We start from the raw sequence: 12,771 nt of genomic DNA, 5'->3' as shown, positions 1-12,771 counted from the left end.
CAATGGACAGAAAAGTAGTCATTATGGATCACCCGCTGATCCAGCACAAGTTGAGCATTCTGCGTGATGTGGACACCAGCACCATGGAGTTCCGTGAGCTGGTCAACGAGATCGCCATGCTGATGATGTATGACGCCACCCGTGATCTGCCTCTGGAGGACAAGCAGGTGACCACCCCCTGCGGCGTGGCCGACTGTAAGGTGCTTGCCGGCCGTAAGCTGGCGTTTGTGCCCATTCTCCGTGCCGGTCTGGGTATGGTAGACGGTGCTTTGCGCCTGGTGCCCGCCGCTCGTGTGGGTCACATCGGTCTGTATCGTAACGAGGAGACTTTGGAGCCGGTAGAGTATTATTGCAAGCTGCCGGGCGACATCGGTCAGCGAGATGTGTTTGTACTGGATCCCATGCTGGCAACCGGCGGCAGCGCCATTGATGCCATCGGCCAGATCAAAAAGCGTCACCCCCGCAGTGTAAAGTTCCTGTGCATTATCGCTGCGCCGGAGGGTCTGGAGGCCCTGAAGAAGGCGCATCCGGATGTGGATATTTTCTGCGCAGGTATGGACGATCATCTGAACGAGAACGGCTACATTGTTCCCGGTTTGGGCGATGCCGGCGACCGTATCTTCGGCACCAAATAAGAAGTGATCTGTTGAAAAGAAGGGAATTTAATTTCTATGTCAAAAAACAAAGTCGATTTTTCTAAGGGCATTTACGATGCGCGCCAGCTGGGTACGCCGCGGATGCTGCTGCTGGGCTTCCAGCACATGTTTGCTATGTTCGGCGCCACCGTGCTGGTGCCGTTGATTACCGGGTTGGATATTGCCACCACCTTGCTGATGGCCGGTCTGGGTACCCTGCTGTTCCATGTGTTCACCAAATTTAAGGTGCCTGCTTTCCTGGGCAGCTCCTTTGCGTTCCTTGGCGGTTATGCCACGGTAGCACCCAAACTGCCGGACGCCAACGGCGAGCTGACCATTGCCAACACGGAAATGCTGCCCTATGCCTGCGTGGGCGTGGCTTGCGCCGGTTTGCTGTATCTGGTGTTGGCCACCATCATCAAGATTATCGGCATCAATAAGGTGATGCGTTTCTTCCCGCCGGTTGTAACCGGCCCCATCATTGTGGCTATCGGTTTGGGCCTGGCACCCACCGCTATTTCCAACTGCAAAAATAACTGGTGGCTGGCACTGATTGCTTTGGGTATTGTGATCGTGGTGAATGTGTTCGGTAAGGGCATGGCCAAGATTATTCCCATTCTCATTGGTATTCTCGGCGCCTATGCAGTGGCCGGTATCGTCGGTAACGGCTTTGGCGTAGAAAGCTTTGCTATTGACTTTTCTTCTGTTAAGGAAGCGGCCTGGGTGGGTCTGCCCATTCACTGGAGCTCTACCGTGTTCGGCGGTGTGCATGATACCGGTAAGGCCGTAACTGCCATCATTGCCATTATGCCTATCGCACTGGCAACCATGATGGAGCACATCGGTGATATTTCCGCCATCGGCGCCACCTGCGGCAAGAATTATATTGCCGATCCCGGTCTGCACCGTTCTTTGGCCGGTGACGGCTTGGCCACCACCATGTCTGCGTTGTTCGGCGGCCCCGCCAATACCACTTACGGTGAGAACACCGGCGTGCTGGCGCTGTCTAAAGTGTATGACCCCAGAGTCATTCGTATCGCTGCGTACTTCGCCATTCTGTTCTCCTTCTCTCCCAAGTTTGCTGCGCTGATTGACTCTATGCCCGCAGCCATTGTTGGCGGTATCTCCTTTGTGCTGTACGGCATGATCTCCGCCATTGGTATCCGTAATGTGGTAGAGAATAAGGTAGACTTCTCCAAGCCGAGAAACACCATCATCGCCGCTGTCATCCTGGTGTGCGCACTGGGCTTGGGTGACGGTGTAAGCTTCCATATCGGGCAGTTCGACATTAACCTGTCTGCGCTGGCTGTGGCTGCGCTGGCCGGTATTATCCTGAACGCCATCTTCCCCGGTAAGGACTATGACTTCTCCAAGCAGTCCGCTGCGGATGTAAAGTCCACTAAGGACAATAAGGCAGAGGCCAAGGCTGAGTAAGCCAAATCAAAATTGCAAAGGCACACGCTGATCGGCGTGTGCCTTTTTGTATGCTTAGAGGGGGCAAGGCGCCCATTCTGTGCCTTTTGGTGCCACTGCATTGGATTTTGTGCCGCCGGGTGGGCGGCGCTTGCAATCCGGCCGGGGGTTCGGTATAATAGAGAAAAGTGCGTAAAGGAGTGTTTGGAATGAACGGTGTGGCTGTCATTGACCGGGTGACTATTGACTGTATTTTCTCCGGCATGGCCGGGTTTCCGGGAGCGGGGGAGGAGCTTTATACGGATCGGTTCTCCATGACCCTGGGCGGGGGTGCCTGCGTGACCCCGGTGCGGCTGGGGAATATGGGCGTTCCGGTGCGGTACGGCACCTTTTTGGGTCAGGGCTTGCTCAGCAAAACGGCGGAGACCCTGTTGCAAAAGTACAAGGTGCAGAACCTGCACAATTTTTATGACGGCGACGGGGAGCCGGTGATCTTCAGTTCCGTGTTCTCTTTTCCCTCCGATCGGTCCATTATGACCTTTGACGCTGGGCTGGGCGAGAATTTGCTTACGGACGCCCAGGTGTATGACTTTCTCCACGGAGCGGATGTGTGCTTTGCGCCTCGCCGGCCGGATGTAGTGAAGAAATTGGCCCGGGAGGGCACCAAGATTGTGTACGATACCCACTGGGAGGAGGGGCAGACCCTGGAGGACCACCTGCCCATTTTGCGGTTGGCGGATTTCTTCACCCCCAACGATAAAGAGGCCATGCTCCTAACCGGCACGGACAGCCCCCAGGCGGCGCTGGACGCCTTGTGCAACTACACCGCCCAGCCCATTGTTAAGGTGGGTAAGGACGGCTGTATTACCCGCATTCACGGCAAGACGGAGCACTTCCCGGCAGGGGAGGCCACGCCGGTGGATAAGACCGGGGCAGGGGATAATTTCCTGGCCGGGCTGGTGTTTGGCGTGTATCACGGCTGCTCTGTGGCAGAGTGCATTCAGCTGGCCAATATTGCCGGTGGCAAGTCTACGGAGACCTTTGGCTGCTATGACGCGCCTTACGATCTGCGCACGGAGCTGAAAGCGCTGCGCCGAGAGGGGTAAAAGCCAATTCAACAATATAGAAATAAAAAAGAGCAAGTCTGTTTGACTTGCTCTTTTTGCGGCCAAATCAACGCTTTTGGCACAAGCGGTCATTCCGATCTTCTTTATTTGAAATAACGAACAAAACCCCCGCCTTGCACCGGGCAAAGCAGGGGCTAAACAGATCAAAATCCGGTCAAACTGCCTTGAAATATAAACAGCAGAATGGCAAGCATAATGAGAATAAGGCCGATGGTGATTCCGCCGTACAGTATGATTTGAGAGAGATGGGATGACCCAGCGGGGCGGCTTTTCCGTTTAGACGGCGTGCCGCCTTGCGCCGAGCTTACAGCCTTGCGTGCGCCGGTTCGTTCTCTATACACGGCCAGCGGATCCTTTCGGCGTAAGATCCGGTCATAAAAAACATCCAGCCACTGGGTATCAGCCGGCGTGCATAATTCTTCTTCCGTGCAGTCCGGTTCGTGTACGATCTGATTTCTGACCCAGCGATAATGTTTTAGCTGCTTTAAGTCATGCGCCCAGTCGGGCACATGCGTGCCCCGCAGGGACAGTTGACCATATCGTCAATATAGGCGGAAATGCCGTGCGCTGTGCCATACATATCGCTGCACAGTTTTTCCAGCCGTTTGTATGCGTTCATAAATTCCATAACTTCACCGTATGATTTGCCATTATGCGTTACCAAGCAATAGATCAAGTTGAGTAAGTGCTTAAATATTTTTTCGTTTCTTATCCGAATGTTTCCATCTGCGATTATACCGATTTGCATTATACAATGCCTGAAAGTGTTTTTCAAATCCTCTTTCATAAAAGACCGTGTGCGTCAGGAATGTGCATTTTGTTGATTTGAACGAGACTTTCCGCAGCAAAAAGAAAGCCCGGAAAGCTTGGGGGCTGCCGGGCTTTTGGCGGAGTGGGTGGGATTTGAACCCACGGGCGAACGAATCGCACAATGGATTTCGAGTCCATGCCGTTATGACCTCTTCGGTACCACTCCGTATTTTGTTTTGCTGTACAATAGTAGCATTCCGGGGCGGATTTGTCAATTCTCTTTTGTGCAAAATAGGCGCATTTTTGCGAATTTGGCGGCGGAATTTTGGCGGCAATCGGGTCGGCGGCGCCGGGGAGCGGTTGCGCCGGGGGCGCGGGTATGGTAAAATAAAAGTAGTTTTAGATGGGAGCGCAAGGTATGATTGCAATTATTGACTACGGCGCCGGGAATTTGTCCAGCGTGCAAAAGGCGCTGAACTTTCTGGGCGCAGACAATCGCATTACTGCCGATCCGGCAGAGATTCTGGCGGCAGATCGGGTGATCCTGCCCGGGGTAGGCGCCTTTGGCGACGCTATGGCTGCCATGCGCAGTCGCGGGTTGGTAGACACGGTGCGGGCGGCGGCAGATGGCAGCCGACCGTTTTTGGGTATTTGCCTGGGGTTGCAACTGCTGTTTGCCGAGAGCGAAGAAAGCCCCGGCGTTGCGGGTCTGGGTATCTTTGACGGGCGCATTCGCCGCATTCCCGGTGGGCCGGGACTGAAGGTGCCCCACATTGGCTGGAACGATGTGCAGCTGACGCAAACAAACGGCATTTTTCGCGGTGTTGCCCAGAATAGCTACTTCTACTTTGTCCATTCCTTTTATTTGGACGGTGCTAAGCCGGAAGAAGTGGCCGGTGTGACCCGGTATGGCGTACCCATTCAGTGCGCGGTGCAGCGGGGTAAGGTGGCTGCCACGCAGTTTCACCCGGAAAAGAGCGGTGCAGCGGGCTTGCAGCTGCTGAAGAATTTTATCAGCGGGGAGGAAAAATAAGGTGTATGCAAAGCGAATTATTCCCTGCCTGGATGTAAAGAACGGCCGAGTGGTCAAGGGTGTTTCTTTTGTAGATCTGGTAGATGCCGGGGATCCGGTGGCCTGCGCTGCGGCTTATGACGCCCAGGGGGCGGACGAGCTGGTGTTGCTGGATATTACCGCCACCCACGAGGGGCGGGGCACCATGACAGAGATCGTGCGCCGGGTGGCGGAAACCGTGTTCATTCCCTTCACCGTTGGCGGCGGCATTGCCAGCGTGGAGGATTTTACCCGGCTGCTGCGTGCCGGGGCGGACAAAATTTCTGTCAATTCCGCGGCGGTGCGGGATCCGGAGCTGATCAGTAAGGCCTCGGCAAAGTTCGGCGCCCAGTGTGTGGTATGCGCTATTGACGCCAAGCGCCGGGATCAGGGATGGGAAGTGTATTTAAACGGCGGGCGTATCCCCACCGGGCTGGATGCTGTGGCTTGGGCCAAAGAAGCGGAGCGCCGCGGTGCGGGCGAAATTCTCCTGACCTCTATGGACTGCGACGGTCAAAAGAACGGCTACGACTTGGAGCTGACTCGGGCGGTCAGCGAGGCCGTGGGCGTGCCGGTGATCGCCAGCGGCGGTGCAGGCAAGGCGGAGCACTTTTTAGACGCCTTTACCGACGGTAAGGCAGACGCGGTGCTGGCCGCCAGCCTGTTCCACTTTAACGAACTGCCGATCCCGGAGCTGAAAGCGTATTTGAACGCCAGGGGTGTGCCGGTGCGGCTATAAAGAAGATACAGTCCGGGCGTGCGCTTTTGCAAAGTGCACGCCCGCTTTTTGCCTGTTGCGCCCCAGGCGCAAAAATGGTACAATGTTTGTAGAAAAACAGCGAGAACGGAGAGACAAAATGGCAATGGAGACAGAACAAACAACAGACGGCCTGGTGATCGGGCGCAACGCAGTGGCAGAGCTGCTGGCCGGTGGCCGCGAGATTGAGCATGTGCTGGTGGCAAACGGCGAGCGCACCGGCTCCATTGTGCCACTGGTCGCTAAGTGCAAAAAGCAGGGCGTGGTGGTTAAGTATGTGGACCGGCGAAAGCTGGACGCCATGTGTGACCACGCCAATCATCAGGGCATTGTGGCAGTGGCGTCTGCCCACGATTATGTACCGCTGGAGACCATTCTGGACCGGGCGAAAGAAAAGGGCGAGGCGCCTTTTTTGGTGCTGTGCGATGGAATTGAGGACGGTCATAATCTGGGAGCCATTATCCGCTCCGCAGAGGCCGGCGGCGCGCACGGGGTGGTGATCCCTAAGCGGCGCAGCGTGGGGCTGAACTACACGGTGGCTAAGACCGCCTGCGGTGCACTGGAGTACCTGCCGGTGGCTCGGGTCAGTAACCTGAATCAAACCATTGAACTGCTGAAAAAGCGGGGTATTTGGGTGTATGCGGCGGATATGGACGGCACGCCCTGGTGCCAAACGAATTTTGACGGCGGTGTGGCGCTGGTGATCGGCAGCGAAGGCAGCGGCGTCAGCGCTTTGGTGAAGAAGAATTGCGACGCAGTGGTCAGTCTGCCCATGCAGGGCAAGGTCAACTCTCTGAACGCCTCTGTGGCGGCAGGCATTTTGATATATGAAGTGACCCGGCAGCGCCTGGGGCTGATTGGAAAGTGAGCGTATGAGCGAGAATTTAACCATAGATGAGATCCTGCGCCAGGCGGAAGAGATACGCAAAAAAACCGCGCGCAAGGCGGAGGCGGCCATCGACAAGATCCACGCTACCCAAACGCCGTTGGAGCTGCAGCCGAAAGAACCGACGGTTACGGCGGCACCCGGTGTAGACGATAAGACCCGGGTGACAGCGCCGGTGACGGACAAAACGCAAGTGCGCCCGGCTGTGGACGACAAGACCCGGGTAGGCACCCCGGTGATCCCGGCAGCACCTTCGGCTACCGCCAAAACCACGGCGGTGCCCCCGGTGGGAGACAAGACCCGCCCGGTACGCCTGACGGAAAAGACCGGCGTGGTGCCTAACCTGGGCAGCAAGCGCAGCTTCTTCGGCACCACCGGCAGCGAGCGGGTGTATTCCAAGGAGCCGCCGGAGATCATAGAAAAACCGGCCACCATCAAAAGCCGATCCAAGTTTGACAAAACCTCCGATCTGCAGGAGATCCCCACCATTTTGGCGGTGGAGGAACTGGAGCACACCCGTATTTTGGGCCAAAATCCGCCTACGCCCCGGCAAGAGGAGCCGGAGACGGAAGCGGTGGAGGAGAGTGCCCAAATTCGCCTGGAGGGCTTTGACGACCAGATCGAGAATGTGCCCAATATTGATGAGAATGTGGCGGAGCGGATCTTAGAGGAGCGCCGCCGGGACAAGGTCAACAAATTCCGCCTGTTTGCCCCGGAGGAGGGACAGGCCCAGGAGGGGCCGCGGCGCATTGTCAAGAGCGATTTTCGCAACGCGGACGAGCGCACCGCCATTTTGGAGCGCCTGTTTGCCCAAAAGACTGCTGTGCAGACCGGTATTGTATTTACCGTGCTGTCCGGGGGGCTGTTGCTTTTAGTGACCCTGCTGCGGGATACGGCGTACCTGCCGTCCTTTTTGGCGTCCAATACCGCGTACTTTATTGCGGTGCTGGTGTTGTACGGCGTGGTGCTGGCGGCCAATATTCCCAATCTGATACAGGGCTTTTCCTTTAAGAACGGCGTGCGCTACGACTTTCCCATTGTCGTGGCGGCCATTCTTGTTGCCGCCCATACGGTACTGCTGTATTTGAACCCGGATCTGCTGGTAGACGGCGGTGCGATCCTGCCCAGTGCGGTGACCTTGTCGTTGTTTCTCAGCGGTATGGGTCGCCGGGCGCTGCTGATCCGGTTGATCGAGAATTTTGAGTTTATCACGGACGGGCAGGAGAAGTACACGGTAGAGACCATTCGCAATGTGGTGGACGCCACCATTATCAGCCGCGGACTGCTTCAGGGCGACCCGGTGCTCAAGAGCAGCGTGCGCACGGACTTTCCCACGGATTATTTAGAGATCGGGTGCAGCAAGGACCCGGCGGATCGGATCGCCGCTACGACCGGCTGCATTATGCTGGGGCTTAGCGGCGCGTTGCTGGTGGCGGTGTCCCTGCTGACCAAGAATTGGGGCATGGGCGTGAACGCCGGTGCCTGCGCCCTTTGTATTTCCTTGCCGGCGGTGTCGTTGCTGGCCAGTAATACAACGGTGCAGGGCGTATCCCGGGCGCTGGCTAAGCGCAAGGCCATGGTCAACGGCTTCGCCGGTGCCGGTACGGTGAATGACGCCGGGGCGTTGGTGATGGAGGCCAACGATCTGTTTGGTCCCAAAAGCTGCTCCCTTCATGGAGTAAAGCTGTTTAACGGTGCCAAGATCGACGATGTGATTTTGCAGACCGCCGCGGTGATCATTAAGACGAAAAGCCCGCTGGCGTATGTGTTTGACGATGCGATCGTAGGCAAGCAGTCCATTTTGCCGGAGGTGGACAGGGTGCTGTATGAGGACAAAATGGGCACCTCTGCCTGGATTTATAAAAAGAAAATTTTGGTAGGCAATCGAGATTTGCTGATCAATCACGATATTGCGGTGCCCAAGCAGGCGTACGAGGAGAAATACACCCGCAAAGGGCGCAAGGCGCTGTATTTGGCAGTGGCCGGCAAAATCATGGCCATGTTTATCGTCAGCTATTCCGGCAATACTAAAATGGAGCACGCACTGAAGAAACTTGAAAAAAGCGGCATGACCATTTTACTCCACAGCTGCGATCCGTATATCAATGAGGACAGCGTGGCAGAGCTGTTCCACTTGCCGGCCGGGTATGTGCGGGTGATGAATTCCGCCAGCGGTCGGGTGTTTGAGAAGTACAGCGACCTGCATGTGGAGAAGTCGCCGGCAGACGCGGTGCACGACGGCTCGGCCCTTGGCTTTATCAGCGTGATGCGCGGAGCGGAGACTTTAGAGGATATGCAGACCGTCCTGGCAGTGCTGATCTCCTTTGGCTGCGTCATCGGCTTTGCCGTGGTAGCGCTTCTGGCGGTGATTGGCGGCTACAGTCAGCTGACCACACTGAATATTTTGATTTTCCAAGGGGTATGGAGCCTGTTTGTGCTGCTGATCACGCGACTCAAACGGCTGGATATTTAAACATTTTTAGGAGGAATACAGTTATGAATTTAGAAGGCACCAAGACACAGGCCAACCTGATGGCGGCATTTGCCGGCGAGAGCGAGGCCCGCAACAAGTACACGTATTATGCTTCTAAGGCCAAGAAGGACGGCTTTGTGCAGATCTCGCAGTTGTTTACCGAGACGGCCAACAACGAGAAGGAACACGCCAAGATCTGGTTTAAGCTGCTGCATAACGGTTCTGTGCCGGACACAGCCACCAATTTGCAGGACGCTGCCACCGGAGAGAACTACGAGTGGACGGAGATGTATCCCCAGTTTGCCCGTGAGGCACGGGAGGAGGGCTTTGAGGAGATTGCCCGCCTGTTTGAGGCCGTGGCTAAGATCGAGCAGGAGCACGAGCAGCGGTATTTGAAGTTGCTGGAGAATGTGGAGCAGGGCTTGGTATTCAGCCGGGATGGCGACCGGATTTGGAAGTGTTCCAATTGCGGCCACATCGTGGTGGGTAAGTCCGCACCGGAGGTGTGCCCGGTTTGCGCCCATCCCAAGGCCTATTTTGAACTGAAGGCGGAGAATTATTGATCCCTGCCCATATCAAAAGGCGTGACCCATTTCGGGCCACGCCTTTTTTGTATGTACCGGGGCGGCAGATTGCCACAAGGTATAAAAAATTCCACCCCAAAGCCGGGGCTTGGGGTGGAAGGTGTTGGCTTATTCGATTGGGGCCAGGTTTTTCAGACTCAGGTCCAGAATAGGAGCGGAGTGGGTGAGAGCACCGCAGGAGACAAAGTCTACGCCGGTTTCGGCGATCTCCCTCAGCCGGGCCTTGGTCACATTGCCGCTGCACTCGGTCTGGGCACGGCCGTCAATGATTTGGAGCGCCTGTTTCATAGTGGCGGTGTCCATATTGTCCAGCATAATAATATCCGCGCCGGCGTCTACTGCCTCTTGCACTTGATCTAATGTCTCCGTTTCAATCTCGATCTTGCGCACAAAGGGGGCGTAGGCCTTAGCCATTTGAATGGCTTTGGTGACGCTGCCGGCGGCGCCAATGTGGTTGTCCTTGAGCAGTACCCCGTCGGACAAATTGTAACGGTGGTTGGTAGCGCCACCTACCTTAACGGCGTACTTCTCAAAGGGGCGCATATTGGGCGTAGTCTTGCGGGTGTCCAGCAGCACGGTATCGTAGCCCGCCAGCTGGTCCATATATTCTCTGGTGATGGTGGCAATGCCGCTCATGCGCTGGAGGTAGTTCAGCGCCGTGCGCTCGCCGGAGAGAATGGCCTTAATGTCGCCGTACAGGGTGCCAAGCAGCTGGCCCTTTTGCACCCGGTCGCCGTCCTGCACCGCGCAGTCAAAGCGGGCGGTATCGTCCAACAGACGGAAGGTGCGGAAGAACACATCCAGCCCGCAGATCACGCCGTCGTCCTTACAGATCAGCTGCGCGCTGCCCTGCTTATTCACCGGCATCACCGCGTTGGTGGACACATCCTCATCGTTAATATCCTCTTTTAAGGTGCGCAGAATGTAATCATCCACGCATATTTTCATCGTTACACCATTTATCATAGAAAGTCTTGTCCTTTCGCTTAATTTCACCTAAAATCAGGTCTTTGAATTCCTTTTGCCGTCCGGCCTTGTCCGGATAAGACGCCAGGTCGATCTGGGGATCAAAGGCGGGCTTCTCCTCCTTGTCCTTTGCGATCAAATCCGCTGCTCGCTTGGCAAAGACCATGCTCTCCAGCAGGCTGTTGCTGGCCAGTCGGTTCTTGCCGTGCACTCCGTTGCAGGCGGTTTCGCCGGCGGCGTACAAGTGGCGCATGGAGGTGCAGCCGTTAATATCCGTCTGAATCCCGCCCATCATGTAGTGCTGGGCCGGGGTCACAGGGACCTTGTCTTTGGTCATATCGTAGCCCTCGTCCATGCAGGCCTCAAAAATGTTGGGAAAGCGCTTGTGGGCCTCCTCGCTGGTCATATTGGGCAGGGTCAGGTACACGTGGTCGGTGCCGAATTTCTTTTCTTCTTTGACAATGGCCTCAGTCACCACGTCCCGGGGCTGTAGCTCGTCGGTAAAGCGCTCGCCGTTCTCGTTAAGCAGAATAGCGCCCTCGCCCCGCACGGATTCGCTGATGAGAAAGCGGCGCCCGCTCTTTTTACTGTACAGGGTGGTGGGGTGGATCTGAATATAGCTCATATCCTGCAAGGTGATACCGTGCTTGATAGCCAGTGCAAAGCTGTCGCCGGTAATGTGGGGATAGTTGGTAGAGCTCTTAAACAGCCCGCCGATGCCGCCGGTTGCCAGGATAATGTCCTGGGCCAAAATGCAGCCCCGCTCGCCAAACTCATCCTCGCACACAATGCCGTAGCAAGTGTTGTCCCTCTCGATCAGGTCGATCATAGTGGTTTGAGGAATAAAAGTTATGTTGCGTCGGTTCTTGGCGATGGACAGCAGGGTGGTGGTGATCTCCTTGCCGGTCTCGTCCTTGTGATGGAGAATGCGGTTGTTACGGTGGGCGCCCTCACGGGTGTAGTCAAAGTCGCCGTCTTTTTTGGTGTCAAAGTCCGCACCCAGCTTAATCAGCGTGCCGATCACATCCGGCGAACTTTCGATCATGACCCGCACAGACTCCGGGTTGTTCTCATAATGACCAGCCTTCATGGTGTCTTCATAAAAGCACTTAAAGTCGTCCAGGCTCTTCAGCACGCATACGCCGCCCTGGGCCAGGTAAGAGTCGCACTCTTTCAGATCCTCTTTGGTGATCATTAAAATCTTCTTGCTTTCCGGCAGGCAGAGGGCTGCAAACAGGCCCGCCACGCCGCTGCCGACGATCACAATGTCTGTGTGAATGTAACTTCTGTGTTTCATAGTGATTTTTGCCGCCTTTTCGTTGCCAGCGGCTCCTTCTTTCCGGAATTTGTATAACCGTTTTCTTTTTTTAGCTATACTTATTCCAATATATAACGAACAGCGCCATTTGTCAAGATTGAACTTGCTTTTCATCTGTGATAAAATACAGATGTAACCCATGTTGACACCTGTCACCTATTTTACACGGGTTTAACAAAAACGGTATCTGTTCTTTACCAAAAGGGTATATGCTTATGAATGTGTACGATTTTGATAATACCATCTACGACGGCGAGACGCTGGTAGACTTTATCCTCTACTATGTGCGCACAGACCCGCGGATTTGGCGCTATGTGCCAAAACTGCTGGTGATCGCCTTTAAGGATGCCTTTCACCTGTTTACCGTGGCCCAAGCGCTGGAGGCGTATGCTTCCTTCCTGGAAGGATATTATGTTAAGGTAGAGCACATTGAGGAAGATGTGGTGCAGTTTTGGGACAGCCACATGCACAAGATTAAGCCCTGGTACGCCAAGGTGCAGCGGGAGGACGATATTATTGTCAGCGGCACCACGGACTTTTTGCTGGACGAGGTGATGCGCCGGCTGGGGGTCAAGCACTATGTGGGCTCCTCTATTGATAAAAACACCGGCAAGTTCATTCGCCTGTGTTTTTTGGACAACAAGGTGAAAATCTTTCGTGAGTTGTACCCGAATGCGCATATTGACAATTTCTATACCGACTCCATGAATGATAAACCGATGATGGACCTTGCCGATCATGTATTCTTTGTGCGAGGCGACAAAATCGAACAAATTAAATAATCCTCGGTATTTGCCGGGAACGGAGGTGA

13 protein-coding genes and 1 tRNA gene are annotated in these 12,771 nt (G+C 55.3%); 9 read left to right on the top strand and 5 right to left on the bottom strand.

What is annotated here, in order from left to right; genetic code table 11:
- Positions 1-2 precede the first annotated feature (2 nt).
- The 3 genes from upp (at position 3) to OGM59_06780 (ending at position 3,154) form a co-directional block, all read left to right on the top strand.
- Positions 3-635 (top strand): uracil phosphoribosyltransferase, encoded by a 633-nt coding sequence (upp, locus tag OGM59_06790; protein UYI90408.1) that lies wholly within the window; start codon positions 3-5, stop codon positions 633-635.
- Positions 636-671: 36 nt separating this feature from the next.
- Positions 672-2,069, top strand: coding sequence for a uracil-xanthine permease family protein (locus OGM59_06785; GenBank protein ID UYI90407.1), 1,398 nt, complete (start codon positions 672-674; stop codon positions 2,067-2,069).
- Positions 2,070-2,257: 188 nt separating this feature from the next.
- Positions 2,258-3,154 carry a carbohydrate kinase family protein gene (locus OGM59_06780; GenBank protein ID UYI90406.1) on the top strand — a complete coding sequence of 299 codons (897 nt, stop codon included), beginning with the start codon at positions 2,258-2,260 and terminating at the stop codon, positions 3,152-3,154.
- A gap of 164 nt (positions 3,155-3,318) precedes the next feature.
- Here OGM59_06780 and OGM59_06775 read toward each other — a convergent pair whose 3' ends face one another.
- The 3 genes from OGM59_06775 to OGM59_06765 all read right to left on the bottom strand — a co-directional run bounded on the left by OGM59_06775 (position 3,319) and on the right by OGM59_06765 (position 4,151).
- Complete coding sequence (locus tag OGM59_06775; GenBank protein UYI90405.1) at positions 3,319-3,684, bottom strand: hypothetical protein; 366 nt, start codon at positions 3,682-3,684, stop codon at positions 3,319-3,321.
- Entirely contained in the window at positions 3,660-3,803 is a 144-nt protein-coding gene (locus tag OGM59_06770; protein ID UYI90404.1) for a hypothetical protein, read from the bottom strand. Before OGM59_06770 ends, OGM59_06775 begins: the two co-directional genes overlap by 25 nt.
- 257 nt (positions 3,804-4,060) lie before the next feature.
- Positions 4,061-4,151: transfer RNA gene (locus tag OGM59_06765), tRNA-Ser, on the bottom strand.
- Between the two features lie 192 nt (positions 4,152-4,343).
- Between OGM59_06765 and hisH the strand changes: the two genes are divergently transcribed.
- The 5 genes from hisH (at position 4,344) to OGM59_06740 (ending at position 9,655) form a co-directional block, all read left to right on the top strand.
- A complete protein-coding gene (hisH, locus tag OGM59_06760; protein UYI90403.1) occupies positions 4,344-4,958 on the top strand; it encodes an imidazole glycerol phosphate synthase subunit HisH in 615 nt (204 codons plus the stop codon).
- Position 4,959: 1 nt separating this feature from the next.
- On the top strand, positions 4,960-5,715 hold the full coding sequence (gene hisF / locus OGM59_06755) for an imidazole glycerol phosphate synthase subunit HisF (GenBank protein UYI90402.1): 756 nt from the start codon (positions 4,960-4,962) through the stop codon (positions 5,713-5,715).
- A 124-nt stretch (positions 5,716-5,839) separates the two neighbouring features.
- Positions 5,840-6,601 (top strand): 23S rRNA (guanosine(2251)-2'-O)-methyltransferase RlmB, encoded by a 762-nt coding sequence (gene rlmB / locus OGM59_06750; GenBank protein ID UYI91766.1) that lies wholly within the window; start codon positions 5,840-5,842, stop codon positions 6,599-6,601.
- Positions 6,602-6,605: 4 nt separating this feature from the next.
- Positions 6,606-9,092 carry a hypothetical protein gene (locus OGM59_06745; protein ID UYI90401.1) on the top strand — a complete coding sequence of 829 codons (2,487 nt, stop codon included), beginning with the start codon at positions 6,606-6,608 and terminating at the stop codon, positions 9,090-9,092.
- Positions 9,093-9,115: 23 nt separating this feature from the next.
- Positions 9,116-9,655, top strand: coding sequence for a rubrerythrin family protein (locus OGM59_06740; GenBank protein ID UYI90400.1), 540 nt, complete (start codon positions 9,116-9,118; stop codon positions 9,653-9,655).
- Positions 9,656-9,784: 129 nt separating this feature from the next.
- Here OGM59_06740 and nadC read toward each other — a convergent pair whose 3' ends face one another.
- Together nadC and OGM59_06730 are read right to left on the bottom strand one after the other, a co-directional pair.
- Positions 9,785-10,642, bottom strand: coding sequence for a carboxylating nicotinate-nucleotide diphosphorylase (gene nadC / locus OGM59_06735; protein ID UYI90399.1), 858 nt, complete (start codon positions 10,640-10,642; stop codon positions 9,785-9,787).
- Positions 10,605-11,939, bottom strand: a complete 1,335-nt coding sequence (locus OGM59_06730; protein ID UYI90398.1) for an L-aspartate oxidase — start codon at positions 11,937-11,939, stop codon at positions 10,605-10,607. Before OGM59_06730 ends, nadC begins: the two co-directional genes overlap by 38 nt.
- A gap of 236 nt (positions 11,940-12,175) precedes the next feature.
- On the opposite strand from OGM59_06730, the gene OGM59_06725 reads away from it, so the two are divergent.
- On the top strand, positions 12,176-12,742 hold the full coding sequence (locus tag OGM59_06725; protein UYI90397.1) for a haloacid dehalogenase-like hydrolase: 567 nt from the start codon (positions 12,176-12,178) through the stop codon (positions 12,740-12,742).
- Positions 12,743-12,771: the final 29 nt, after the last annotated feature.

Source organism: Oscillospiraceae bacterium, assembly GCA_025757685.1.
Taxonomy (GTDB): Bacteria; Bacillota; Clostridia; order Oscillospirales; family Acutalibacteraceae; genus CAG-217.
Note: the sequence above shows the minus strand (reverse complement) of the source record. Positions and strands in the feature narration are given on the sequence as shown.